The sequence below is a fragment of the Sphingopyxis sp. FD7 genome (assembly GCF_003609835.1).
Lineage (GTDB): Bacteria > Pseudomonadota > Alphaproteobacteria > Sphingomonadales > Sphingomonadaceae > Sphingopyxis.
In genome coordinates this window covers 2,687,036-2,712,250 of the sequence record NZ_AP017898.1, presented here as the reverse complement: position 1 = coordinate 2,712,250, position 25,215 = coordinate 2,687,036, and the positions used below count along the sequence as shown (strand labels likewise).

At 66.0% G+C, this 25,215-nt stretch carries 24 protein-coding genes; 9 read left to right on the top strand and 15 right to left on the bottom strand.

From position 1 onward, the window contains the following. Positions 1-7: 7 nt before the first annotated feature. Positions 8-847: a 3-mercaptopyruvate sulfurtransferase gene (sseA, locus tag SPYCA_RS12895; protein ID WP_120221004.1), complete on the bottom strand. Its 840-nt coding sequence runs from the start codon at positions 845-847 to the stop codon at positions 8-10. Positions 848-1,030: 183 nt separating this feature from the next. Further along, positions 1,031-2,329, bottom strand: a complete 1,299-nt coding sequence (locus SPYCA_RS12890) for a hypothetical protein (RefSeq protein ID WP_120221002.1) — start codon at positions 2,327-2,329, stop codon at positions 1,031-1,033. Between the two features lie 119 nt (positions 2,330-2,448). On the opposite strand from SPYCA_RS12890, the gene queF reads away from it, so the two are divergent. Together queF and SPYCA_RS12880 are read left to right on the top strand one after the other, a co-directional pair. Beyond that, positions 2,449-2,919: a preQ(1) synthase gene (gene queF, locus SPYCA_RS12885; RefSeq protein ID WP_120221001.1), complete on the top strand. Its 471-nt coding sequence runs from the start codon at positions 2,449-2,451 to the stop codon at positions 2,917-2,919. 45 nt (positions 2,920-2,964) lie between these two features. Continuing rightward, positions 2,965-3,375 carry an acyl-CoA thioesterase gene (locus SPYCA_RS12880; RefSeq protein ID WP_120220999.1) on the top strand — a complete coding sequence of 137 codons (411 nt, stop codon included), beginning with the start codon at positions 2,965-2,967 and terminating at the stop codon, positions 3,373-3,375. 10 nt (positions 3,376-3,385) lie between these two features. Here the strand turns inward: SPYCA_RS12880 and SPYCA_RS12875 are convergent, their stop codons facing one another. The 10 genes from SPYCA_RS12875 to SPYCA_RS12830 all read right to left on the bottom strand — a co-directional run bounded on the left by SPYCA_RS12875 (position 3,386) and on the right by SPYCA_RS12830 (position 14,939). Beyond that, positions 3,386-3,625, bottom strand: a complete 240-nt coding sequence (locus SPYCA_RS12875) for a hypothetical protein (RefSeq protein WP_120220997.1) — start codon at positions 3,623-3,625, stop codon at positions 3,386-3,388. Between the two features lie 144 nt (positions 3,626-3,769). Beyond that, on the bottom strand, positions 3,770-5,803 hold the full coding sequence (locus SPYCA_RS12870; protein WP_120220995.1) for a 3-hydroxyacyl-CoA dehydrogenase NAD-binding domain-containing protein: 2,034 nt from the start codon (positions 5,801-5,803) through the stop codon (positions 3,770-3,772). A gap of 123 nt (positions 5,804-5,926) precedes the next feature. Beyond that, positions 5,927-7,129 (bottom strand): serine hydrolase domain-containing protein, encoded by a 1,203-nt coding sequence (locus SPYCA_RS12865; protein WP_120220993.1) that lies wholly within the window; start codon positions 7,127-7,129, stop codon positions 5,927-5,929. Between the two features lie 150 nt (positions 7,130-7,279). Further along, positions 7,280-8,083 (bottom strand): SDR family NAD(P)-dependent oxidoreductase, encoded by an 804-nt coding sequence (locus SPYCA_RS12860; RefSeq protein WP_120220991.1) that lies wholly within the window; start codon positions 8,081-8,083, stop codon positions 7,280-7,282. Continuing rightward, positions 8,083-8,859 carry an SDR family NAD(P)-dependent oxidoreductase gene (locus SPYCA_RS12855; RefSeq protein WP_120220989.1) on the bottom strand — a complete coding sequence of 259 codons (777 nt, stop codon included), beginning with the start codon at positions 8,857-8,859 and terminating at the stop codon, positions 8,083-8,085. Before SPYCA_RS12855 ends, SPYCA_RS12860 begins: the two co-directional genes overlap by 1 nt. Beyond that, positions 8,856-9,923, bottom strand: coding sequence for a phosphotransferase family protein (locus tag SPYCA_RS12850; RefSeq protein WP_120220988.1), 1,068 nt, complete (start codon positions 9,921-9,923; stop codon positions 8,856-8,858). The genes SPYCA_RS12855 and SPYCA_RS12850 overlap by 4 nt, the downstream gene beginning before the upstream one ends. A gap of 160 nt (positions 9,924-10,083) precedes the next feature. Continuing rightward, positions 10,084-11,175: a Zn-dependent alcohol dehydrogenase gene (locus SPYCA_RS12845; RefSeq protein ID WP_120220986.1), complete on the bottom strand. Its 1,092-nt coding sequence runs from the start codon at positions 11,173-11,175 to the stop codon at positions 10,084-10,086. Between the two features lie 47 nt (positions 11,176-11,222). Beyond that, positions 11,223-12,512, bottom strand: coding sequence for an acyl-CoA dehydrogenase family protein (locus SPYCA_RS12840; RefSeq protein WP_120220984.1), 1,290 nt, complete (start codon positions 12,510-12,512; stop codon positions 11,223-11,225). Between the two features lie 112 nt (positions 12,513-12,624). Further along, a complete protein-coding gene (locus SPYCA_RS12835) occupies positions 12,625-14,085 on the bottom strand; it encodes an MFS transporter (RefSeq protein ID WP_172595068.1) in 1,461 nt (486 codons plus the stop codon). Further along, the gene (locus SPYCA_RS12830; protein ID WP_120220980.1) at positions 14,082-14,939 is read right to left on the bottom strand and encodes an SDR family NAD(P)-dependent oxidoreductase; all 858 of its coding nucleotides are present in this window, start codon (positions 14,937-14,939) and stop codon (positions 14,082-14,084) included. Before SPYCA_RS12830 ends, SPYCA_RS12835 begins: the two co-directional genes overlap by 4 nt. A 174-nt stretch (positions 14,940-15,113) precedes the next feature. Between SPYCA_RS12830 and SPYCA_RS12825 the strand changes: the two genes are divergently transcribed. The 4 genes from SPYCA_RS12825 (at position 15,114) to SPYCA_RS12810 (ending at position 19,375) form a co-directional block, all read left to right on the top strand. Next, positions 15,114-16,295, top strand: a complete 1,182-nt coding sequence (locus SPYCA_RS12825; RefSeq protein WP_120220978.1) for an acyl-CoA dehydrogenase family protein — start codon at positions 15,114-15,116, stop codon at positions 16,293-16,295. Between the two features lie 140 nt (positions 16,296-16,435). Next, entirely contained in the window at positions 16,436-17,554 is a 1,119-nt protein-coding gene (locus tag SPYCA_RS12820; RefSeq protein ID WP_120220976.1) for an acyl-CoA dehydrogenase family protein, read from the top strand. 140 nt (positions 17,555-17,694) lie between these two features. Then, complete coding sequence (locus tag SPYCA_RS12815; protein ID WP_120220974.1) at positions 17,695-18,498, top strand: SDR family oxidoreductase; 804 nt, start codon at positions 17,695-17,697, stop codon at positions 18,496-18,498. A gap of 271 nt (positions 18,499-18,769) precedes the next feature. After that, the gene (locus SPYCA_RS12810) at positions 18,770-19,375 is read left to right on the top strand and encodes a hypothetical protein (RefSeq protein ID WP_232003300.1); all 606 of its coding nucleotides are present in this window, start codon (positions 18,770-18,772) and stop codon (positions 19,373-19,375) included. A gap of 41 nt (positions 19,376-19,416) precedes the next feature. Here the strand turns inward: SPYCA_RS12810 and ppc are convergent, their stop codons facing one another. From ppc to SPYCA_RS12795, 3 genes are all read right to left on the bottom strand, one after another. Further along, positions 19,417-22,086, bottom strand: a complete 2,670-nt coding sequence (gene ppc / locus SPYCA_RS12805; RefSeq protein ID WP_120220971.1) for a phosphoenolpyruvate carboxylase — start codon at positions 22,084-22,086, stop codon at positions 19,417-19,419. Positions 22,087-22,149: 63 nt separating this feature from the next. After that, positions 22,150-22,560, bottom strand: a complete 411-nt coding sequence (locus tag SPYCA_RS12800; protein ID WP_120220969.1) for a YbaY family lipoprotein — start codon at positions 22,558-22,560, stop codon at positions 22,150-22,152. A 213-nt stretch (positions 22,561-22,773) separates the two neighbouring features. After that, entirely contained in the window at positions 22,774-23,340 is a 567-nt protein-coding gene (locus tag SPYCA_RS12795) for an HNH endonuclease (RefSeq protein ID WP_120220967.1), read from the bottom strand. Positions 23,341-23,509: 169 nt separating this feature from the next. On the opposite strand from SPYCA_RS12795, the gene gluQRS reads away from it, so the two are divergent. The 3 genes from gluQRS to SPYCA_RS12780 are packed head-to-tail and all read left to right on the top strand — an operon-like array spanning position 23,510 to position 25,204. Beyond that, positions 23,510-24,361, top strand: coding sequence for a tRNA glutamyl-Q(34) synthetase GluQRS (gene gluQRS, locus SPYCA_RS12790; RefSeq protein ID WP_172595067.1), 852 nt, complete (start codon positions 23,510-23,512; stop codon positions 24,359-24,361). Between the two features lie 9 nt (positions 24,362-24,370). Next, positions 24,371-24,598, top strand: coding sequence for an HIG1 domain-containing protein (locus SPYCA_RS12785; RefSeq protein ID WP_120220966.1), 228 nt, complete (start codon positions 24,371-24,373; stop codon positions 24,596-24,598). A 24-nt stretch (positions 24,599-24,622) separates the two neighbouring features. Continuing rightward, positions 24,623-25,204, top strand: coding sequence for a cob(I)yrinic acid a,c-diamide adenosyltransferase (locus SPYCA_RS12780; RefSeq protein ID WP_120220964.1), 582 nt, complete (start codon positions 24,623-24,625; stop codon positions 25,202-25,204). Positions 25,205-25,215: the final 11 nt, after the last annotated feature.

Genomic DNA, 25,215 nt, shown 5'->3' with positions numbered 1-25,215 from the left:
CGCCCGATCAGGCCGCGCCGGTCGCCTTGGGCGTCGCGGCGTCGGCCCCCCATTCGAGCCAGCTGCCGTCATAGACCGCGACGTCGTCCTTGCCGAGCAGATGCGCGCCAAAGGCGACGACGGCGGCGGTCATACCGCTGCCGCAGGTCGCGACGAGCGGCTTGTCGAGGTCGATTCCGGCGGCGTCGAAAGCGGCCTTGAGGTCATCGCCGCGCTTCCAGGTGCCGTCGGCGTTGAACAATTCGCTGTGCGGCAGGCTGCGCGATCCCGGAATATGGCCGGGCGCCAGGCCGGGGCGCGGGTCGCGTTCCTCGCCGGTGAAGCGCGCCGTGGGGCGCGCGTCGACCACCTGTTCGGCGCGACTGTCGAGATTGGCGAGCATCTGTTCCTTCGTCCGCACCGCCTTGGCGTCGCGCCAAACGGTGAAGTGGCGGTGGCGCAGCGTCTGCTTGCCCATTTCAAGCGCGCGGCCTTCGGCCTTCCACTTGGCGAGGCCGCCGTCGAGCAGCGCAACGTCGTGTGCGCCGAACAATTTGAGCAGCCACCAGGCGCGCGCCGCGCTCTTGAGCGGGCTGTCGTCATACAGCACGATGCGGCTGCCATCGCCGAGGCCGAGCGACTGCATGCGGCTCGCGAATTTTTCGGCGGGCGGCGCCATATTCTCGATCGCGCTCGACGTGTCGGTCAGTTCGGCCAGGTCCATGAACACCGCGCCGGGAATGTGCCCTGCCTCATATTCGGCGCGCGCGTCGCGATCGGTCCCCAGGAATTTCGTCGCATCGACGACCCGCAGGTCCGATGCCCCCAGTTCGCGTTCCAGCCAGTCGGTTGAAACCAAGGCGTCCATGTCATGCTCCTGTTACCGCCGGTCGGGAAGCTTCTGCCTGTTCCTCGTCCGGCCATCCTGCTGTGGCTTCTTTCCGGGGATCGTCAGCCTATGCCCCCACCTGTGCTTTTTCAAGCGGGTCCGCTCTGCCCCAGCCTTTGCTGCACCGCAACAATAAAAGCGGCGGATTGCAGCCCTGCGCGCCTATTGGCTGCGGCGAATCGCGGTCGGCCGGGCGGCGGGGCGGTCGACCGCATAGGCGGCGCGGTCGAGCGCGAGCGGTGCAAGCTTGTCGCTGGCCGCTCCCTGTTCGCGGCCGAGGACGAAGCTGCCCGCATTCTGCCCGAAGGCGTCACCTTCGCCGTCCCAATGATAGGTGACGTCGATCGCCATCACGGGGACGAGCATCGGCTTGCCGCCGATCATCAGCGGTTCGATCGCGGCGCGCGGCAGCATCACTTCGGTCGACAAAAGCTCGCCCGCGCCGGGCGCGAGCATCATGTCGTCGCGCAGCACGCTGCCGCCCGCGCCGTCGAAGAAGCGGCCGAGCACCGGTTCGGTCATCGCCGATCCCTGATTCAGCGCGATGCGCACCATCAGCCCGGTCGCGTCGGCGCTGCCCTGGTTGACCAGGTTGAGCGCAAAGGCGACCGCGACATGATCGGCGGCAAAGCGAATGGCGCGAATCTCGAGCGCCATGGCGACGATCGCACGGCGCTCGGCCGCGGGGCGAGTGACGAGCGGCGAAGCCGGGCGCGGTGCGGCCGGGGATGCGGCGGGAGTAGCGGGTACGGGCGGACGCGGCGTTGCGGTTTTGGCGGGCGGCGGCTGGACCGGACGCGGCGCGGGGGGCGGCGATGCGGCTTCGGGCGTTTCGTCCAGCGCCGGTCCCGCTGGCGCGATGCGGCGGCGCCAGTACCAGAGGCCTGCGCCCAGCGCGGCGAGCGCGGCGAGCGCCCACGCCCAAGGCGGGGTGCCCGACGCGGGCACGTTGACCGCCCGAATGTCATCGGCCGATTCGCGCGTGACGAGGTCCGGCGCGGTAGCTTCCGAATCGACCGGCGGCAACTCCTCCGCGTCGGCCGCTGGGTCGAGCTGCTGTGTGGGGGTCGGCGTGGCAGTGCGCTGCGCCTCGGATGCTACAGGTGACGGGCCTCGGGCGGCCGTCGGCTCGGGCGCCGCTGGCGGTTCGGGCTGGGTCGGGACGACGCGCGGCGGGATGGCGGGCGCTGTCGGCGTGGTCGTGACCGTAGGCGTGGGCGCAGGCGTCGGCTGGCCGCGGCGCTCGCCCGGCGCGACGGGGGGCAGGCCGTTGTCGGCGGGCCCCTGCACGCCCGGCGCGCGGCCATCGTCTTCGGGCTGGAGGCGGAAATCGATCTGGCGCGGCGGATTTTGCGTGGCGGTTCCACTGTCTTGCGCGCCCGCGGACGCGCTCGCGACCAGCATCGCTGCCGCCAGCGCGACCCGTGCCGCCCGATCCTGCCCGAATATCCGCACGCTCATCCTGTCGCGATCCCAAACCGTCCATATCTTGCCCGCGCCGCTGAATTGGCGCTGAACCTCGCGGCCCGCAGTCCCACGAGGTCGGTGACATCGGCCGCGCTGCGCACTAGAGCGTTTCCATGACCGATTCCACCCCTACGCCGCTCGCGCCCAAACATCTCGGCCAATCGAGCGAACTGCCTGCCTCGCCCGGGGCCGCGGTGCTCGACTATGTGCCCAATCCACGCGTGGGCGAGCTTTATCTCGTCCGCTTCGCCGCACCCGAGTTCACGTCGCTCTGCCCGGTTACCGGCCAGCCCGATTTCGCGCATCTGGTGATCGACTACGCGCCGCGCGAAACAATCGTCGAATCGAAAAGCCTCAAGCTGTTCCTCGGTTCCTTTCGCAACCATGCCGGTTTCCACGAGGATTGCACCGTCGGTATCGGCCGTCGCCTGTTCGACGAGATGCGGCCCATATGGCTGCGCATCGGCGGTTACTGGTATCCGCGCGGCGGCATTCCGATCGACGTTTTCTGGCAGTCGGGACCGCCGCCCGCGGAGCTGTGGCTCCCCGACCAGGGCGTCGCGCCCTATCGCGGGCGCGGCTGATATTTCATCTTTCCGACACATTTTGTTGACACTAGTGTAAACGATATGACGACAGCCTCGCTTCCGCACGACCATCCCATTGCCGTCGGCGCCGACGCGATCGACTTCATGGGGCATGTGAACAACGCCCATTATCTGAGCTGGGTGCAGGACGCGGTGCTGTCGCACTGGCGCAAGATCGCGCCGCCCGAAGCGGTCGCCGCGCATCTCTGGGTCGCGCTCAAGCATGAAATCACCTATCGCCGCCCCGCCTTCCTCGACGATCAGGTCATCGCGACGGTCATCCTCGAAAAGGTGCAGGGCGCGCGCGCCTTTTACGAAACGATCATCCGCCGCGGCGAGGAAGTGCTGGCCGAGGTCAAGTCGAGCTGGTGCTGTATCGACGCCGAAACGCTGCGCCCCGCGCGGCTCGCGAGCGATGTGATCGCGCGCTTCTTTCCAGGCGAAAAGGGTTGAGGCCCATAACTCAGTAAAAATCGGCGGTTTCGCCGCCGTCGCGCCGTTCGGTGCGGTGGACCTGCGTCGGTGCGTCGCGGCTGCCGCTTCGCACCTCCAGCCGCCCGTCCACGCGTCGGACCTCGGCGGGGGCCAGGATGCGCACGCGCGCGATGCCGACCGCGCTCGCCTTCGGCTGCTGCGCTATGGGCGCGGCGGCGGGTGCGCTTGCGGCAAGCATCAGGGCGGCGGCAAGGGACATGGCGTTCATGCTCAGCCCTAACGGCAGGTCTTGCCAGCGCTTTAACCTTGAATCGCAGCTTTTCGGTCACGCCTTCGGCGTTCCCAAGGCAAAGCAAAGGCCGCCTGCCCCGCAGCGGGACAGACGGCCTTGGTTTCGTAAGCCCAGGCGGGCTTAGAACCCCGACTTCGCCTCCGCCTTCTCCTTGAGCAACGGCGCGATCTCGAACCCGTGCTTTTCCAGCGCCTGGGCGATCTTGTCAGTGCCTTCCAGCCCCGCCCAGAACATCGGGCCGCCGCGATAGACCGGCCAGCCATAGCCATAGATCCACACGACATCGATGTCGCTCGCGCGCTGCGCCTTGCCTTCCTCGAGAATCAATGCGCCTTCGTTGACCATCGGATAGAGGGTGCGTTCGATGATCTCCTGATCGGTGATCTCGCGCTTTTCGACCCCCGCCTTCTGGCGGAACTCCTCGATGATCTCGGCGACGCGCGGGCTTTCCGACGGCTGGCGCCTGTCGTCATAGTCGTAAAAGCCCGCCTGCTTCTTCTGCCCCCAGCGGCCTTCGGCGCACAGCGCGTCGCGGATGCTTTCGATGCGGTTCGGGTCGCGGTGCCAGCCGATGTCGACGCCGGCGAGGTCGCTCATCTGGAACGGCCCCATCGGCATGCCGAAATCGACATGCACCTTGTCGACCTGCGCCGGGGTCGCGCCTTCGAGCAGCAGCTTCATCGCCTCCATCTGGCGGGGTTTCAGCATCCGGTTGCCGATGAAGCCGTCGCACACCCCCGCGACGACGGCGACCTTGCCGATCTTCTTGCCGATCGCCATCGCCGTCGCCAGCGCATCGGGCGCGGTCTTGTCGCCGCGCACGACTTCGAGCAGCTTCATGACATTGGCGGGCGAGAAGAAGTGCATCCCCAGCACGTCGCCGGGGCGGTTCGTCGCGGTCGCGATCTCGTCGATGTCGAGATAAGAGGTGTTCGACGCGAGGATCGCGCCGGGCTTGGCAATCTTGTCGAGCTTGCCGAAAATATCCTTCTTGACGTCCATATTCTCATAGACCGCCTCGATGATGAGATCACAGTCGGCAAGGTCGTCGAGGCTGAGTGACGGGGTGATCAGCCCCATCATCGCATCGACCTGTTCGGGCGTGAAGCGGCCCTTGGCGGCGGAGGCGTCGTAATTCTTGCGCACGACGCCGAGCCCGCGGTCGAGCGCATCCTGCGCCATTTCGACGATCGTGCAGGGGATGCCCTTTTGCAGAAAGTTCATCATGATGCCGCCGCCCATCGTCCCGGCACCGATGATGCCCACCTTCTTGATGTCGCGCAGCTGCGTATCCTTGGGCAGGCCGTCGATCTTCGCGGCCTGGCGCTCGGCAAAGAAGATATGGCGCTGCGCCGCCGACTGGCTGCCGAACATCAGCTTCATGAACTGCTCGCGCTCGAAGGCCAGGCCTTCGTCGAAGGGCAGGCGCGTCGCGGCCTCGACGCAGGCGAGGTTGGCGTAGGGCGCCTCGAAACCGCGCCAGCGCTTGGCGTTCTTCGCCTTCAGCTCTTCGATGACGGCAACGTCGCCGAACACCGGGCGTTCGCGCGTCGGGCGCGGGCCGTCGGCGATCTTCGCGCGCGCGAAGGCGATGGCGTCGGCGGCCAGGCTGGCTTCGCCCGCCAGTTCGTCGACGAGCCCCATGTCCTTCGCCTTCGGCGCCGGAACCGGATCGCCGGTCGAGGTCATCGTCGCCGCGGCTTCGACGCCGACGATGCGCGGCAGGCGCTGCGTGCCGCCCGCGCCGGGGAGCAGGCCGAGCTTGACTTCGGGAACGCCGAGCTTCGCCGAAGGCACCGCGATGCGGTAGTGGCAGACGAGCGCGGTTTCCAAGCCGCCGCCGAGCGCGGTGCCGTGGATTGCCGCGACGACGGGCTTCGATGCCGCTTCGATGCTGTTGAGCACCGCGTTGAAATCGGGGCCGCGCGGCGGCTTGCCGAACTCGCTGATGTCGGCGCCCGCGATGAAAGTCGCCCCTGCACAGCGCAGGACAATGGCTTTCACGCTGTCGTCGGCGAGCGCGGCCTTGAAATTATCCTCGAGGCCCTGCCGGACGTGCCAGCTCAGCGCGTTCACCGGCGGGTTGTTCACGATGATGACGGCAATTTCGCCATCCTTTTCCATCGTGACGGATACGGGGGTGTCTTCGGTCATGGGAGAACTCCTTCAAATAGGTCCGTTCGCATCGAGCGAAGTCGAGATGCCCATCGAGCTAGGCATCCGGTCGATGGGTGTCTCGACTTCGCTCGACACGAACGGAAAGCGGGTGTTGCATCTTCAGTCATCAAGCGCCGCGTGGATCAATGTCTTGACCTCGCGCCGCACGGGATAGGTGGAAGAGGGCATCAGCTGGGTCATGAACACCATGCAGATTTCCTCGACCGGATCGACGAAGAAGCCGGTCGAAAACATGCCGCCCCAGTAAAAATCGCCCGCCGATCCCGGAATGCCCGCGCGCGCCGGATCGAGCGTCACCGCAAAGCCGAGCCCGAAGCCGACCCCGGCATTTTCATCCTCGCTGAACACGCCGACGCTGTGTTCGGTCAGGTCGCCGCCGCCGACGAGGTGGTTCGACGTCATCAGAGTGAGCGTCTTGCGGCTGATGATGCGCGTGCCGTCCAGCTTGCCGCCGCCGAGCAGCATCAGGCAGAAGCGGTGATAGTCGGCGAGCGTCGAAGCGAGCCCGCCGCCGCCCGAATGGAAGCTCCTGTCCTTCGCCCAGCGGCTGCGCTTGCCTTCGTCGAAGCCCTGCATCTTGTCCCTGGGGTGAAAGGCGTAAGCGTCGGTGAGCCGGTGCTGCTGCTCGGCGGGCACCTTGAATCCGGTGTCGACCATGCCGAGCGGGCCGAAAATGCGCTCCTGCAACACCTCTGCGAACGGTTTGCCCTCGATCCGCTCGATCACCGCGCCGAGCACGTCGGTCGCCATCGAATAATTCCAGTGCGCGCCCGGGTCGAACTGGAGCGGGATTTTGGCGAGCGCGGCGATGAAGCTGTCCATCGTATAATCGGCGTCGAAGTCGTCGATGCGCGCCTTGCGGTACGCCGCATCGACCGGCGTGCGCTCCTGGAAACCATAGGTCAGCCCCGTTGTATGGCGCAGCAAATCAACCATGCGGATCGGCTGCGTCGGCGGTCGCGTCACAAAGGGGACATTGCCGCCGCCCGCGACAAAAACGCCGGTATCTCTGAACTCGGGGCAGAATTTCACGAGCGGATCGCCGAGCGCGACCTTGCCTTCCTCGACCAGCATCATGAAGGCGACGCTGGTGATCGGCTTGGTCATGCTCGCGATGCGGAAGATCGCGTCCTCTTTCAGCGGCTCGCCGGGCCGCGCCTCGCCGATGCACGAGAGATGCGCGATCTCGCCGCGCCGCGACACGAGTGTCGCCGCATGCGGCAGGCGGCCGGTGCCGACATATTTCGCCTCGAGAAAGGCGGGAATGCGGTCGAGGCGCGCGGGGTCGAAGCCTTGGGTCATGCGATCAAATCCGAACTGAACAGATTGTGCGCACCCGCGAAGGCGGGTGCCCATCACCGGATGGTGCCAGTTTGAACCGGTCGGAGATGGATCCCCGCTTTCGCGGGGATACACGGCTTATAACAAGGCGCATCATTTGCGAGCCACCCATCAATGCGATGTCTGGCCAAGCAGCTGGCGCGTCACCGGATGCGAACTGGTGAGTCCGCCGTCAACCGCGATCGCCTGTCCGTTGACATAGCTCGCCTGATCGCTTGCCAGGAACAGCGCGACATTGGCCAGCTCCTCGGGCTGCGCGGCGCGCTTCAGCGGGTTGAGCTGGCCGAGCTTGTGCGTAACCTCCTTGGCGCGCGCATAATCGAAGGTCGGCTTGGTCATCCCCGTTTCGGTGAGGCCGGGACAGATGGCGTTGACGCGCACGCCGCTGGTGGTCAGCTGCTGCGCGGCGACCTTGGCGAGGTTGATGACCCCCGCCTTCGACGCCGAATAGGCGCCGGGACCGGCGCCCGAATTGAGCCCGGCCACGCTCGCGGTCAGCACGATCGCGCCGCCGCGGCCTTGGTCGACCATCGCCTTGCCTGCATGTTTCACCATCAGCGCGGGGCCGATCAGGTTGACGCGCAAAGTCTCGGCCCAGGCGGCGGGATCGAAATCGAAAATACCGCCCATGTCGCCGATGATCCCGGCGTTGGCGAAAGCGACGTCGAGGCCGTCGAAGCGCTCCTTCGCGGCGGCGACCATCGCCGCGACGTCGGCCTCGACCCCCGCGTCGATCTCCATCGCGACCGCATCGCCCCCGGCGTCCTTCACCAGCTGCGCCGTTTCATGCACCGCCGCCGTCTTGTCGCCGAGCACCAGCTTCGCGCCCTCGGCGGCGAAGCGCAGCGCGCTCGCGCGGCCGATGCCGCTGCCCGCGCCGGTGATGATCGCAACCTTGCCGTCCAATGCGCCCATCATGCGCCTCCCGAAATCGTGGCACCGCCATCGCACACGATGGTCTGGCCGGTGGTGAATGCCCCCGCCTTGCTGGCGAGGAAGACCGCGGCGCCCGCGATCTCGTGCGGCTCGCCGATGCGCTTCAGGGTCGAGGCGGCGGTCGAGCGTCGCAGATTCTCTTCATTTTCCCACAAGGCGCGGGCCATGTCGGTGCGGATGAGGCCCGGCGCGATGCAGTTGACGCGCACGCCACGCGGCCCGAACTCGACCGAAAAATTGCGCGCGACCTGCATGTCGGCGGCCTTTGAAATCCCGTAAGCGCCGATGATCGGCGATCCTTTCAGGCCCCCGATCGAGCTGATGATGATGATCGACCCGTCGCCGCGTTCGAGCATTTCGGGCGCGACCATCGAAATCAGCCAGTGGTTCGACAGGATATTATTGTCCATGATCTTGCGGAACTGCTCGTCGCTGATCCCCAGGCCGGGACCATAATAGGGGTTCGACGCGGCGTTGCAGACGAGCGTTGTGATCTTGCCGAAGGCCGCGCGCGTTTCGTTGACGAGGTTCTGAAGATCGTTCTTCGACGAGATATTGGCGGCGACCGCGATCGCGGTGCCTTCGCCGAACTTCGCGTTGATCTCCGCCGCGGTCGCGTCGCACGCGTCCTGCTTGCGGCTGGAAATCACGACCTTCGCACCCTGTTCGGCCATCGCTTCCGCCGTCGCCTTGCCGATGCCGCGCGACGATCCGGTGATCAGCGCGACCTGGCCGCTCATGTCGAACAGACTCATGCGCCCGCCTTTCGTGCAAATTGCCACGCCTTTTGCGCGAGCGGCTGCACGCGCTCCGACATCGCCTTGGCATGGGCGGAGGAAGCCGTGCCGTCGATGACGCGCTTCTTGATGCCCTGCATGATCCCCGCAAGGCGGAAGAAATTATAGGCGAAATACCAGTTCATGTCGGGCACGCCCTCGCGCCCGGTGATGGTGCAATAACGCTCAACCATTTCGTCGAGTTCCGGGATGCCGAGCGCTTTCCGGTCAAGGTCCATCACCCCCGATCGCCCGCCGTTTTCGGTGACCCACGCCATCGCGACATAGGTGAAATCAGCGAGCGGATCGCCCAGCGTCGACAATTCCCAGTCGAGCACCGCGAGCACCTCCGGCCGGTCCCTGGCGAAGATCATATTGTCGATGCGATAATCGCCATGAACGACGCTGGTGCGCGTCTGTTCGGGCAGGCTGGCGGGCAGAAAGGCGATCAGCCGTTCCATCTCGTCCATCGTCTCGGTTTCGGCGAGCTTGTACTGTTTGGTCCAGCGGTCGACCTGGCGCCCGAAATAATTGCCCGGCTTGCCGAAATCGGACAGGCCCGCCGCCTCGACATCGACCTTGTGCAGCGCGGCGAGCGTGTCGATCATCGCCTCATAGGTCGCGCGGCGGTTCTCCGGCGTCGATCCGGGCATCGACCCGTCCCAGATCGTGTGACCATCGACCATGTCCATGACATAGAACCAGCTGCCGATGACATCATCATCGGTGCAAAGCCCATATTGGCGCGCAACGGGAAAGCCCATCTTATACAGGCCCGCCTGCACCTTATATTCGCGGTCGACCGCGTGCGCCGAGGGCAGCAGCGGGCCGAAGGGCTTGCGGCGGAGGACATAATTTCCCGACGGCGACGAGATTTTATAGGTCGGGTTCGACTGGCCGCCGGCGAATTTGCTCTGCGTCAGCGGTCCCTGGAAACCCTCGACATTGGCTTCCATCCACTGGGTCAGCTTCGCCTCGTCGAGCACGTCCGCCCCTTCGGGCGCGACGGTGCCGCTAAAGGCTTTCTGGGCGTCGAGAGTCATTTGTTCCTCCCTGCGCGAAGCGTGGGGAGGGGGACCATGCGAAGCATGGTGGAGGGGCCGCCGACGAAGTCGGCGAGCTGCGCTCGCTGCCCCTCCACCGGCCTGCGGCCGGTCCCCCTCCCCATCTTCGACGGGGAGGATTGCTGGGGTGTCAGGGCGTTCATTGATCGAAAACGATCACCGACCGTGCGGCGTCGCCTTTCTTCATCTTGTCGAACCCTTCGTTGATCTTCTCGAGCGGGATCGTCTCGGCGACGATCGAATCGAGGTCGAGCAGCCCGCGCAGGTAAAAATCGACCAGCCGGGGGATGTCGACCGGGAAGCGGTTGCCGCCCATGATCGCGCCCTGCAATTTCTTGCCCGAAAGCAGGTCCATCGCACCCAGCCCGACCTTTTCGGAAAGCGGCATCATGCCCAGGATCGTCGCGGTGCCGCCGCGGCGCAGCGACGCGACCGCGAGGCTTGCCGAGGCGGGACGTCCGACTGCCTCGATCGCATGGTCGACCCCGCCTTTGCTGAGCTCGACGATCTGCTTCGCGGCATCACCGTCCATCGCATCGACCACATCGGTCGCGCCCAGCTTCATCGCGAGTTCGCGCTTCTCGGGAATCGGGTCGGCGGCGATGATTCGCCCCGCGCCCGCGATCTTCGCGGCGTTGATCGTGGCGAGGCCCACGCCGCCGCAACCCACCACCGCAACCGTTTCGCCCGGTGTTACCTTGCACGCGTTGAAGATCGTTCCGGCGCCCGTCGTCACCGCGCAGCCGATCACCGCCGCGCGGTCGAGCGGCATGTCGGGGTCGATCGCGACGCACGCATGTTCGTGGACCAGCATCGTCTCCGAAAAGGCCGACAGGTTCAGCATCTGATTGACCGGCGATCCGTCGGGGCGCGTGATGCGCGGTGCCGACCCGGCGGGTCGCCGGGTGTCGCCGCCCATGCACAGCGACATGCGGCCCGTGACGCAGAACTCGCAATGGCCGCAAAAGGCGCTGAGGCACGTGACGACCGCGTCGCCGACCTTCACCGTTCGCACTTCGCTGCCGACCGCCTCGACGATGCCCGCCGCCTCATGGCCTGGAATCGCGGGCAGGGGGTGCGGATAGGCGCCGTCGATGAAATGTAGGTCCGAATGGCAGAGGCCGCACGCGGCGGTGCGGATGCGTACCTCGTGCGGGCCGGGCCTGTCGACGACGATGTCCTCGATGACGAGCGGCTTGCCCGGTTCGATCAGGATCGCGGCTTTGGTCATTTATAGCTCCGTATCATTCCCCTCCCGCAAGCGGGAGGGGAGCGTGTTTACCGCGAAACCCCGATGTCGCCCGACGAGAAACCGGGGTCGGCCGCGGGCGAATGTTTCGCGAACTCGATCCGCGCGATCGCGCGCGCATGAACTTCGTCGGGGCCGTCGGCGATGCGCAAGGTGCGCTGGTGCGCATAGGCCTTGGCGAGCCCGAAATCCTCGCTGACGCCGCCCGCGCCATGTGCCTGGATCGCGTCGTCGATGATTTGCAGCGCCATGTTCGGCGCCTGAACCTTGATCATCGCGATCTCGGCCGCGGCCGATTTGTTGCCGATCTTGTCCATCATGTCGGCGGCCTTCAGGCACAGCAGGCGCGTCATCTCGATGTCGATGCGCGCGCGCGCGATCCGCTGTTCCCAGATGCTGTGCTCGGCGATCGTCTTGCCGAAGGCGACGCGCGACTGGAGCCGCTTGCACATCTTCTCCAGCGCCTCTTCGGCGACGCCGATCGTGCGCATACAGTGATGGATGCGGCCCGGCCCAAGGCGCCCCTGCGCGATCTCGAAGCCGCGGCCCTCGCCGAGCAGCATCGCTTCCTCGGCGTTGACGCGCACGTCCTTCAGCTCGATTTCCATGTGGCCGTGCGGTGCATCGTCATAGCCGAAGACGGGCAGGTGGCGCTTGATGGTGATCCCCGGCGCGTCGAGCGGCACGACGAGCATCGACTGCTGCTGGTGGCGCTTGGCGCCGAAATCGGTCTTGCCCATGACGATCGCCACCGAGCAACGCGGATCGCCCGCGCCCGACGACCACCATTTGGTGCCGTTGATGACATAATCGTCGCCGTCGCGCTCGATTCGCGTCTCGATATTCGTCGCGTCGGACGAAGCGACCGCGGGCTCGGTCATCAGGAAGGCCGAGCGGATCTCGCCGTTCATCAGCGGCTTCAGCCATTTGTCCTTCTGCGCGCGCGTCCCGTAACGGTGGAACACTTCCATATTGCCGGTGTCGGGCGCCGAGCAGTTGAAGACCTCGCTCGCAAAGCCGATGCGCCCCATCTCCTCGGCGCACAGCGCATATTCGAGGTTGGTGAGGCCAGGCCCCTCGAACTCGAACGTCTCGTCGACATGATGGTGCGCGGCGCTGCGCGGCGGCATGAACAGGTTCCAGATGCCCGCGGCCTTCGCCTCGGCCTTCAGATCCTCGACGACCTGGATCACCTTCCAGCGGTCGCCCTGCGCATCCTGTTCATAATAGGTCGGCACCGCGGGGCGGACCTTTCGCTCGATGAACTCGCGCACGCGGCCCTGCCAGTGCTTCTGTCGTTCGGTGAGATCGAAATCCATGCGACGCATCCTTTCCCTTTACGTTCACGTAAACCCTTGGACCGATTCGGCGGCCTTGCCAAGTCCTGCGGTCCGAAAATTACCTCATTTGGTCACACCGCGCAGTTTTCGCTCACGGATGCGCGCCGCTCGCATCCGGCTCGGCGCGCGCTGCATCGCTCAATATCGCGAGCCGCGCTTCATGGTCGGCGCGCGAGATCGGGAACCGGCGCATCACGATCAGCCCCAGCGTGCCGATGACCAGGATCGCGAGCGCATAGCCGAGCGCAAGATTGCCGAGCACGTCCGCGCCGACCTCGCCCGGCTTTGCATTCGCCGGAAAGGCCGCGAGCGACAGGATCAGCCCCGCGACGAAGATGCCGATGCCCGTCGCGCATTTCTGCATGAAGAAATAGCCGGCGAAGAACAGGCCTTCGGACCGCCGCCCCGTTTCGCTCTGCGACGCCTCGACGACATCGGCCATCATCGACGACGACAGGATCATCAGGATGATCGAAAATGTATTGCTCACGAACACCAGCGCGAACATCGTCGCCACGCTGGGCTTGCCCGGCAGGCCGGGGAAAATGCCCTGGATATAGGCGAAATAGATGCCGCTGTTGACGAGCAGCGCGACCGCGCCGGCAAAAATCGCGCCGTCGTGCTTGCCGAGCCGCGTCGAGATCGGCGCGACCAGAATGAACGCCGCGACCATCGTGGCAAAGAGCAGGAAGACATAAGCGACCATCTCGCCCTGCGTGAACTGCCAGAAAAAGCCGAGCAGATAATTGTTCATCGAAAAGGTGATTCCCTGATTGACGAAGCCGAACAGCGCCGCGAACACCAGCCACAGAAAAGCGCGGTTCGACAGCGTATCGCGCATTTCGCCGAGCACCCGGCGCAGCGTCGTCCCGGGTTTGACGTCGGCAAGGTTCGACACCGCGATGCGCTTGTGCTGCCCCGCCGCCGACAGCATCACCGCCCCCGTCATCAGCAGCGCGCCGGTCAGCGCATAGGGGAAATAGCCGTCGGGATCGACGAGCCCCTTCGCGCCGCCGAAAAAGACGCCATAGGCGAGCAGCAGGATCAGCAGCCCGCCACCCCAGCCGAACAGGAAGCGATAGCGCATCACCGCGGTGCGCTCGTCATAATCGGCGGTGAGTTCGGGGACGATCGCGACCGACGGCACCTCGCACATCGACACGAGCGAACGCACGATGATCGCGAAACCGATCAGCCAGGCGACGGTCATCGTGTCGCTCATTTCGGGCGGGTTCCACAGCAGCATCCACATGATCGCCAGCGGAATCGGCGCGCCGTAGAGCCAGGGCAGGCGGCGGCCCCAGCGGCTGCGCGTGCGGTCGGTCAGCTCGCCGATCACCGGGTCGACAAAGGCGTCGGCGATCAGCGCGACCATGATCGCCAGCCCGACGATTCCCGCGTCGAGCCCGATCACCTGATTGTAAAAGAGCAGCAGAAAGGTCGAAAAGCCATTATCCTTGACGCCATAGGCGATGCTGCCGAGCCCGTGCGTGACCTTCAGCCAGACGGGCAGGCGCTCGCGACGCGGGACCGCGGCCGTCGCCGCGCTCACGCTGCGGCTCCGGCCTTCGCCGCTTCCTCCATCGCCACCAGCGCGTCGAACATCCCCGGCGTTTCCTTGTCCCACGCATGGCGCTGGCCGATCGTCAGCCCGCCGTCGACGAGCAGGTGGGTGCCCGTCATGAAGCTCGACTCGTCGCTCGCAAGATAGGCGACGGCGTTGGCGATATCCTCGGGCTGGCCGCCGCGCGCGACCGGCTGCGCCTTGGCGCTCATCTCGGCGATCACCGCATTGGCTTGCGCCTTGAGTTCGCTGGGCACATCGAGCGACGCGGTGAAGATATTGGTGTTGATGAAGCCGGGGCAGATCGCGTTCACCCGGATGCCATATTGGGCCAGATCGGTCGCCGCGACCTTGCTGAGGTGCAGCACGCCCGCCTTCGCGACGGCATAGGCGATCGGCGAATAGCCCGCGCCGAGCGCCGCGACGCTCGCGGTGTTGACGATGCTCGCCCCTTTGCGGCCCTTCATGTGCGGCGCGGCATAGCGGATGCCCATTGCGACCGATTTCAGCACCAGGTCCATCGTCCGGTCCCAGCCCTCGGGCGTGATCTCGTCGATCGGCGCGCGATCGCCGCCCGCGGCGGCATTGTTGAAGACGATGTCGATACCGCCGCCCTTCGCCGCCGCTTCGTTCATCAGCGCCTCGATGTCCGAAGGCACGGTGACGTCGCAGCGGACGAAGTCGATCCTGCCGTTCGACGCTTCGGCGAGCGCGCGGCCGCCTGCTTCATCGATGTCGGCGGCAAAGACATGCGCGCCCTCACCCGCCAGTTTCAGCACCGCTGCCTTGCCGATGCCCGACGCCGCACCCGTGACGACGGCAATCTTGCCCGCGAATCGCATCACCCATTCTCCCGTTTTCTTTTGCTACTCAGCTTAGGCGCGCGGGAAGCCGCGTCAACGCTGGCCTGTCCGACGTTACGGCGCCGTAACGGCAAGTGCGGCGTGCCAAGTTGACGCTTGCGTAAAGCAGCGAAGCGGACGTAGGTTCGCCGCAGAGAAGAGGAGCCGAAAAGGATGAGCGAACTGGACGCTTTCCGCGCCGAGGTGCGCGAATGGCTGGAGGCCAATTGCCCCCCCGAAATGCGCGAGCCCGTGCGCGACGAGGACGATGTCTGCTGGGGCGGGCGCAAATGGGTGTTCAAGAATGACGCCCAGAAGGCGTGGCTCGAAGCCTGCGTATCGAAGGGCTATACCGTCCCCGACTGGCCCAAGGCCTATGGCGGCGCCGGGCTGACCCCCGAACAGACCAAGATCCTCAAACAGGAAATGAAGCGCATCAAGGCGCGCTCGCCGCTCGACAGCTTCGGCATCTGGATGCTCGGCCCCGCGCTGCTCAAGTTCGGCACCGAGGAGCAGAAGGTCCATTATCTGAACCAGATCGCGCGCGGCGAAATCCGCTGGTGCCAGGGCTATAGCGAACCCGGTTCGGGCAGCGACCTCGTGAGCTTGCAGACTTTCGGTGAGGACAAGGGCGACCATTGGGTCGTCAACGGGTCGAAAATCTGGACGAGCTATGCCGACAAGGCCGACTGGATCTTCTGTCTCGTCCGTACCGACAAGGCGAACAAATATCAGGGCATCACCTTCATGCTCTTCGACATGGAAAGCCCCGGCGTCACCACCAGGCCGATCCTTCTCATCTCGGGCAATTCGCCCTTCTGCGAAACCTTCTTCGACGATGTGAAGGTGCCGAAAGACCAGTTCGTCGGCGAGGTGAACCGCGGCTGGGACGTCGCCAAATATCTGCTCGGCCACGAACGCGAGATGATCTCGGGCGGCGGCGCGGGCGGCGACATGGTGAGCGTCGGCGCGCTGTTTGCGAAGTCGCTCGGCCTCAACGCGGCGGGCGAACTCGACGACCCGATCCTGCGCGCCGAAATGGCGGCGTTCGACACCGACGTCTTCGCCTATCGCGCGATGGGCGAGCGCTTCATGGACATGTGGAAGACCGGCCGCGCGCATCCCGCATCATCGAACATGATGAAATATGTCGGCACCGAGCTCAACAAGCGCCGCCACGAGCTTGTCATGGCGGGCGGCGGCAGCGACGCGCTCGAATGGGACAGCACCGAAAGCAAGGGCGGCGCGCGTGCGCGCAGCTGGCTCAGAACCAAGGCCAATTCGATCGAAGGCGGGACGAGCGAAGTCATGCTCAACGTCATCGCCAAGCGGATCCTGGAGTTGCCGGGGGCCTGACCATTCTCCCCTCCCGCTTGCGGGAGGGGCAGCGAGGCTTGCGAACTTGTTCGCTAGCCGCAGCGGGGTGGGCAAATGCGACGTCGCTGGCCCACCCCTAACCCCTCCCGCCTGCGGGAGGGGAACTGGAGAAACAAAATATGCCACTCTACCACAATGACGACCAGGCGATGCTCAAGGACAGCGTTGCGCCCTTCGTCGCCGAACAGGCGCCGGTGTCGCACCTGCGCCACCTGCGCGACAGCGCCGACGCCACCGGCTTCTCGCGCGACCTCTGGGCGCAGTTCACCGAAATGGGCCTGCCGGGGATGCTGGTTCCCGAGGCGCATGGCGGGCTCGGCATGGGGCATATGGAGGCGGGCATCGTGCTCGAGGAAATCGGCCGCAACCTGACCCCGTCGCCCTTCCTGTCGACAAGCGTCGGCGCGGTCGCCGCGCTGGCGAAGGCGGGCGGCACGCAGGCGGGCCGCTGGCTCCCCGCCATCGCCAGCGGTGAGGCAATCGTCGCGCTCGCGATCGACGAGGGAGCGAAGCACCGCCCCGACCGCATCGCCACCACCGCGACGCGCGCCGGAAACGGCTTTCGGCTGGACGGCAAAAAGAGCTTCGTCCTCCACGGCCATGTCGCCGACATGAGCATCGTCGCGGCCAAGAGTGGCGGCGGCATCACGCTGTTCGCGGTGCCGAAGGATGCCAAGGGCGTGACCGCCGATCCGCGCCGTCTCGTCGACTCGTCGCTCGCAAGCCATGTCACGCTCGACGGCGTCGAGGTCGATGCCGATGCGGTGATCGGCGAAGTCGATGCGGGCGGGGAGATCCTCGATGCCTTGCTCGCCGCAACGCGCACCGGCGCCGCCGCCGAAATGGTCGGCGTCGGGCAGGGGGCGATGGACATGACCGTCGCCTACCTCAAGGAACGCAAGCAGTTTGGGCGGCTGATCGGCGAGTTTCAGGGGCTCCAGCACCGCGCCGCGCATCTTTATGGCGAGATGGAAGTCGCGCGCGCCGCGGTGATGAAGGCGCAGCAGCTTTTGGACGACGGCAGCGACGGCGCGAAGCTGATGGTCTCGGTCGCCAAGGCCAAGGCCGGCCGCGCCGCCAATCTTGCGGTGCGCGAGGGCGTGCAGATGCACGGCGGCATCGGCATGACCGACGAATATGACATCGGCCTCTACATGAAACGCGACCGCGCGCTCGCCGAATATATGGGCGATGTGCATTATCACATCGACCAGGTCGCGCGGATGAACGGCTATTGAATTGAATCCATCCCCTCCCGCTTGCGGGAGGGGCAGCGAGACTTGGGAACTTGTTCCCTAGTCGCAGCGGGGAGGGCAGACGGCCCACAGGCCCCACCCCAACCCTCCCCTGAAGGGGAGGGAGTCGAAAGGAAAGTTTTATGAACCTCCAGGACATGTTCGGCCTCGACGGCCGCATCGCCCTCGTCACCGGCGGCTCGCGCGGCATCGGCAAGATGATCGTCGAGGGCTATCTCGCCGCAGGATGCGCGCGCGTCTATATCTCGGCGCGCAAGACGGCGCAGATCGAGGAAGCCGTCGCCGATTTCGAAACGCGCTATCCGGGCAAGGTTATCGGGCTTCCTGTCGACCTGTCGTCGGTCGAAGGCTGCCGCGCGCTCGCCAAGGAACTCGAAGCGCGCGAGGAACGGCTCGACATCCTCGTCAACAACGCCGGCGCGGCGTGGGGCGAACCCTTCGAGGGCTTCCCCGAAGCGGGCTGGGACAAGGTGATGGACATCAACGTCAAATCGCCCTTCTTCCTGACGCAGGCGCTGCACGGGCTGCTCAAGGCGGGCGGTTCGCACGAACGCCCCGCCAAGGTCATCAACATCGGCTCGATCGACGGCATGCGCCTCAATCCGTGGGAAACCTACAGCTATCACGCGTCGAAGGCGGCGATCCTCTACCTCACCAAGCGCCTCGCCGCGCGGCTCGTCACCGATCATATCCTCGTCACCGCGATCGCCCCCGGCGCCTTCCAGTCCGACATGAACAAGGCCGCGCGCGACCATGGCGACGCGGTCGCGAAGAGCATCCCGGTCAAGCGCATCGGCGTGCCGGAAGACATGGCGGGCGCCGCGATCTTCCTCGCGTCGAAAGCGGGCGACTATGTCGTCGGCGACACGATCACGGTCGATGGCGGCCTCGTCCACGGCGACCTGAAAACGAGCATCGACGCGTAAGGCCGTCTTCCGTTTCCCCGCCACCCTGAACTTGTTTGGCGCTTATCCCGCTCGCATCCGTAGGCGTCATTGCGAGCGCAGCGAAGCAATCTCCAGCTTGCGTAGCACGCGAACGATGGCTGGAGATTGCTTCGTCCTCCGGATCAAGTCCGGGGTCCTCGCAATGACGAGTGGGGTCTCCTTATGGTAAGGGGATAATCGCCAACTTGTTTCAGGGTCCATGGCCTGCCGTCGAAATCGACGCCGTGGTTGCGGCGGCGTCCGGCCATGGATGCTGAAACGAGTTCAGCATGACGAACGGCAAGTTGACTCGCCCATCGCCAAGGTGTATTATTCAACTAATGCACCAAGGAGAGTCTCCATGCGTCTTGCGTTCCTCATTCCCCCGATGATGCTCCTCGCCGCGTGCGGCGCGGAGGGCACAAAGGCCGGCGATGACCCTCAGGTTTCGATCAATGCCGGCGGCGAGGGCGGGGTGAAGATCCGGACCGGCGCGGATGGCAGCAGGATCAGCATCGGCGGCCAGGACGCCGCGATCAACATCGACGTCCCCGACCTTGTCGACCTCGACATCGAAAGCGATTTCGACATCGATGGCGTGAAACTCTATCCGGGCAGCAAGGTGACGCGGGTCGACATCGACGCGAACGACCGCAAGGGCGCCGATACCGCCGCCGTGAAGCTCGGCTTCACCGCCCCCGCCGCGCCCGGGGTCGCGGCCGACTGGATGGCGGGCGAGTTCGCGAAAAAGGGAATCAAGGTCACGCGCAGCGGCGACACGCTGGCGGGGCGGGCGAAAGACGGTGATAATTTCACGATCCGCTTCGCCCCCGACGGCAAGGCGTCGAAGGGCGAGGTGCTGATCAGCAAGAGCTGAGGCGGCCCCAATCACCTCGTCATTGCGAGCGCAGAAAGAGCCTACCCGCTGTTCCTCAGCGCCGTCGCGATCGCGTTGATCGTCAGCTGGATGCCCTCGGCGATGCGCGGATCGGTCTCGCCCGCGCGGTGGCGCTTCATCAGTTCGATCTGGAGCAGGTTGAGCGGCTCGATATAGGGCAGCCGCAGCCGGATCGACGCCTCGAGCGCCGGGTTCTTCTCAAGCAGCCGCGTCTGGCCGGTAATCTCGAGCAGCCCGTCGTGCGCGCGGTTCCATCCGTCCTTGATCCGCCCGAAGATCATGTCGTGACCGTCGACATGCCCCGCAAGCCCGGCGTAGCGCGCCGCGATCCCCATGTCTGATTTGGCGAGCACCATCTCCATATTGCCGAGCAGCGCGGCGAAGAAGGGCCAGCTCGCCGCCATGTCCGCCAACAGCGCCTTGTCGTCGAAACCCGCGAATGCCTCGCCGGTGCCGTACCAGCCGGGCAGCATCGTGCGCGCCTGCGCCCAGCTGAACACCCAGGGGATCGCGCGCAGATCCTCGATCGCGCTCGACTTGGTGCGGCTCGACGGCCGCGACCCGATCTTGAGCGTCGCAATCTCGGCGATCGGCGTCATCGCGCGGAAAAAATCCTTGAAGGTCGGCGTGTCGTAAACCAGCCCGCGATAGGCGGCGAAGGCGGTGTCCGACAGCGCATCCATCGCCGCGGTAAAGCGCGCCGCTTCTTTCGCGCCCATTGCCTCGGGTTCGAGGCTCGCCAGCAGGCTCGCCGACACCATCGCTTCCAGATTGGTCGCCGCGCTGTCGATCGTGCCATATTTCGCCGCGATCACCTCGCCCTGTTCGGTGATGCGGATGCGCCCCTGCACCGTGCCTGCGGGCTGCGCGCGGATCGCGGCAAAGGCGCTGCCGCCGCCGCGCCCGACCGCGCCGCCGCGCCCGTGGAACAGCTGCATCGCCGTATCGGCTTCCTCGAACACCGGGGTCAGCGCCGCCGATGCCTGATGCAGCCCCCAGGTCGAGGTCAGATAACCGCCGTCCTTGTTCGAATCCGAATAGCCGATCATCACTTCCTGATGCCCGCGCGCCGCGACATGCGGTGCGATTTCGGGCAGCGCGAAATAGGCCGCCATGATCGCCGGCGCGTCATCGAGGTCGGCGATCGTCTCGAACAGCGGCACGACCATCAGATTGTCGTGGCCCTCGGCCGACCACAGCCCGCCCTCGCGTGCCAGCACATGCACTTCGAGCAGGTCGGACAGGCTTTCGGCCTTGCTGATGATCCACTGGACGATCGCGTCATTGCCCAGCCTCTTGCGCACGTCCGCCGCCGCGTGGACGATCGCGAGTTCGCCCGCGGTCTCGTCGCTCCATGCGTGCCACGGCGCGGCGAGCGGCCGGTTGACGCCAAGTTCGCGGCGCAGCAACGCGACGCGCGCCGCCTCGTCGAGCGCCAGATAATCGGCTTCGACCCCCGACACCGCGAGCAACTCGGCGAGCACGCGCTCGTGGACCGCGCTGTTCTGCCGCATGTCGAGCGTCGCGAGGTGGAATCCGAACACCTCGACCGCGCGGATCAGCCGTCCCAGCGCGCCGATGCCCGCGAGCTGGCCCTTGCCGCTCGACGACAGGCCGCTGGCGATGGTGACGAGGTCGCGGCGGAAATCGGCGGGCGCGGCATAGGGCTCGCCCTTCAGCGCGCCGGGGCGCGGCGGCGCCCTGCCCGTGATCGCGGCATAAGTCGCCGACAGCCGCGCATAGATGCCCGACAGCGCGCGGCGATAGGGTTCGTCGCTGCGGCTCGGTGCGGTATCGCCGCTCGCCTCGGCCAGCGCCTCGACCGCTTCGGGCACCGGGGCGAGCGCCGACGACACCGACAGTTCGGCGCCGAGCGCGTGGACCTGGTCGATATAATGGCCGATCACCGCCGCGGCGTTGCGGCTGGTCGCCATGCGCAACGTCTCGGCGGTGACGAAGGGATTGCCGTCGCGGTCGCCGCCGATCCAGCTGCCGACGCGCAGGAAACTTGCGGGGCGCGTCCCTAGCTCCTTTTCCCAGCGCGCATAAAGCTTGGGCACCACGGGCAGGAAGACGTCGCGCAAATAGGTGAGCGCATTGTCGATCTCGTCGGCGACGAACAATTTCTGCGTGCGCAGCGGGCGCGTCTGCCACAACAGCACCACCTGCCGCCGGATCGCGTCCTCGATCACATCGCCCTCGGGCGTTTCGTCGAGCCCGGCATCGCGCATCCGCATCAGTTCGGCGATGCGATTCTTGTGGTCGAGCATCGACTTGCGGCGCACCTCGGTCGGGTGCGCGGTCAGCACGGGCGCGATCAGTGCCGCGTTCAGCAGCGCGGCGATCGCTTCACTGCCAATCCCGTCGCCCTTAAGCGTCTCCAGCGCTGCCGCAACCGTCGCTTCGGGCTCCGCGGCGACGCCCTGCCGATCCTCGGCCAGATTGGCGAGCATCGAAAACAGCATGAAGCCGCGCACGAAGGCGATGGTGTCGTCGAGACTCAGCGCGTCGAGGCCCGGGTCGATCGCCTCCGCCCCGGCGATGCCGCGATGCCGGTCGACGCTCGACGAACGGATATATTCGGTCTGGCGGAATAATTTGTCGCCGCCATAGGCGCGGATGACGTCGCCGAGGATCCGCCCCAGATAGCGGATGTCCGGATTTTGCGAGATCTGGATCGGTGGGCCCATGCGCCGCTTGCTGCACCTGCGAAGGTGCAGGGTCAAGCCGCGCATAGCTATGCGTGGGTTAGATCAATGCGTCTTGATGAGGGTCAACATGTCCATATCGATCGCGCGGCGTCCATCGAACGCAACACTATTACGCGTATCGGTGATGAACATCAGCTTGCCCGACGCGTCGGTGATGCGCGCCGACACGGCATAGCTGTGCCGCGGGTCGAGCTGGCGCTGGTCGATGGTCAGCGAAAAGGCAAAGGGCACCTGCCGCCCGTCGGCGGTAAAGGCTTGCTGCGCGATCGTCCGTGACGGCGCATCGGCCAGGCTGACGTCGGCGAGGGTGATTTCGACCTGCGCCGTCGGCGGCAGGGCGATCCGCTCGCGATAGGTGATGCTGCCGGTGACGGTCACGGGCTGCTCGGCGGGCGTGGTGGCGCACGCGGCGAGCGCGAGGGGCGATAGCCCGAGAAAGACCGTGCGAACCATATTCCCTCTCCTCGAAACCTTCTCCGAAGGCGAAGGTCTACAGTGCGCAAGCTGGAGATGGAAGGCGCGTTTCCGCCGAAAGACGACCTTCATTCGATCGTCATCCCGGCGAAGGCCGGGATCTCACCCTTTCGGTTTGCCGCACCGGCGAGATCCCGGCCTTCGCCGGGATGACGGATGAGCTAAGGGCAGCAATGACGAGAGGGGAGCGGCCTAACCCTCCAGCTCGACATCCCAATAGAGCCAGTCGATCCAGCTTTCATGCAGATAATTGGGCGGGAAGGCCCGGCCATTGTCCTGGAGCTGCCAGCTCGTCGGGCGCCACGGCTGGCGATGGAGCGGCATATGCGCCTGTTGTGGCGTGCGGCCGCCCTTTTTCAGATTGCATGGCGCGCAGGCGGTCGTGACATTCTCCCACGTCGTCCGCCCGCCCAGCCGTCGCGGCACGACATGATCAAAGGTCAGATCCTTGCCCGATCCGCAATACTGGCACGCAAAACGATCGCGCAGGAACAGGTTGAAGCGCGTGAAGGCCGGATGCTCCGACGGTTTCACATATTGACGCAGCGCGATGACGCTGGGGATCGGCATCGTCCGCGTCGGCGAATGAATCTCGCGCTCGTAATTTTCAACGATGGTGACGCGATCGAGAAAAACGGCCTTCACCGCGGTCTGCCAGGGCCAAAGGCTCAATGGATAATAGCTCAGCGGCGTGTAATCGGCGTTGAGGACGAGCGCCGGACAGCTATCGGGATGCCGGGCAAGATCGGGATGGAACATGGCTGGGTAACGCTGCCCCCTTTGCTGCGCGGGATGGCGCGCCACTGCCTTTCCCGAGTGACAACATCATTACATGCCGCATCAGAATCTGGCGTCAAGGGGGCATGTGCCGCAAGATATGGAATGATTCGCTTTGACTCGCCACAGCATATGGATTCATGGGAGCAATATGCTGACCCGCTTCGCGCCCAGCCCGACCGGCGAGCTTCACCTCGGCCACGCCTATAGCGCCGTGCAGGCGCATCAGGCCGCGCGCGCGGCGGGCGGACGGTTCCTGATCCGCATCGACGATATCGACGGCCGCCGCTCGCGCGAGGAATATGTCGCGGCGTCGCTCGCCGACCTCGACTGGCTCGGGCTGGACCGCGACGGTGATCCGGTGCGCCAGTCGGACCGGCTCGCACATTATGCCGCCGCGCTCGACACGCTGCGAATGCGTGACCTCGTCTATCCCTGTTTCTGCACCCGCGCCGACATCGCCGCGAGCCTGTCGGCGCCGCACGGGCCGTCGGGCGCCGTCTATCCCGGCACCTGCCGCAATCTGCCAGCGCGCGAGCGTATGCGGCGCATGGCGGTCGAACCGCATTGCTGGCGGCTCGACATGGCGCGCGCGGTGGCGGAGACAGGCGCTCTTTTCCGGGAAGAGACAGGGCAGGGGCTGCGCGCCACCGATGCGGCCGCGCACGGCGACATCGTCCTCGCGCGCAAGGATGCGCCCGCAAGCTATCATCTCGCGAGCACGCTCGACGATGCCGCCATGGGGATCACGCATGTCATCCGCGGCGCCGACCTCATCGCATCGACCGACGTTCACCGGCTGCTCCAGGCGTTGCTCGATCTGCCGGTGCCGCTCTATCGTCATCATGCGCTCGTCTGTGGTCCCGACGGCAAAAGGCTGGCGAAGCGCGACGCCGCAGCCTCGCTCGCTTCGCTGCGCGCCGCCGGTGTCGACGGCCGGGCGCTCGCCGCCGATTTGCGGGGCGGACGGCTTCCCGCTGGATATTCGCTGCAAATGCCCTAAATAGGGGTCATGGAAATCCTGCTCGTCCTTGGCGTCGTCATCGCCGCCGGTCTCGTCCTGTTCGCGCTCGCGCGCGGACTCTTCTATTTCTCGCAGGGGCACCGCGCGCAGATGGACGGCACGGTGCAGGAAAATCATCTGATGCAGAACCGGATGATGATGGCGCGCGTCAAATGGCAGGCGATCACCATCATCCTGCTTGTGCTCATCGGCCTGTTCGCCGCGGGCAGTTCATAATCGGGCGACGCCCGACGCCGATCGATGGTCAAGCTCAACAAAATCTACACGCGCACCGGCGACGACGGCACCACCGGCCTCGTCGGCGGATCGCGCATCGCCAAATCGGCGCCGCTGATGGCGGCGATCGGCGATGTCGACGAAGCGAACAGCTGGATCGGCCTCGCGGCGGTCGCGCTCGACGACGCGCCCGACGAGGCGGCGATGCTCACGCGCATCCAGAACGAGCTGTTCGACCTCGGCGCCGATCTCGCGACCCCGCCCGACGCCGAGCGCGGCTTCGGTGCGCACGACATGGCGCTGCGCATCGTCCCCGCCCAGATCGCGCGGCTGGAGCAAGAGATCGACGCGATGAACGCCTCGCTCGGCGCGCTCAAAAGCTTCATCCTGCCGGGCGGCACCGACGCCGCGGCGCGGCTCCACCTCGCGCGCGCGGTGACGCGCCGCGCCGAGCGGTCGGCGGTCGCCGCGGCGGCGACACGCGACCTCAATCCGCTCGCGCTCACCTATCTGAACCGCCTGTCGGACCATCTGTTCGTGCTCGCACGCCACATCAACGCCGGGGCGGGCGGCGACATACTCTGGAAACCGGGCGCGACGCGGTAAAGACCGTCGCC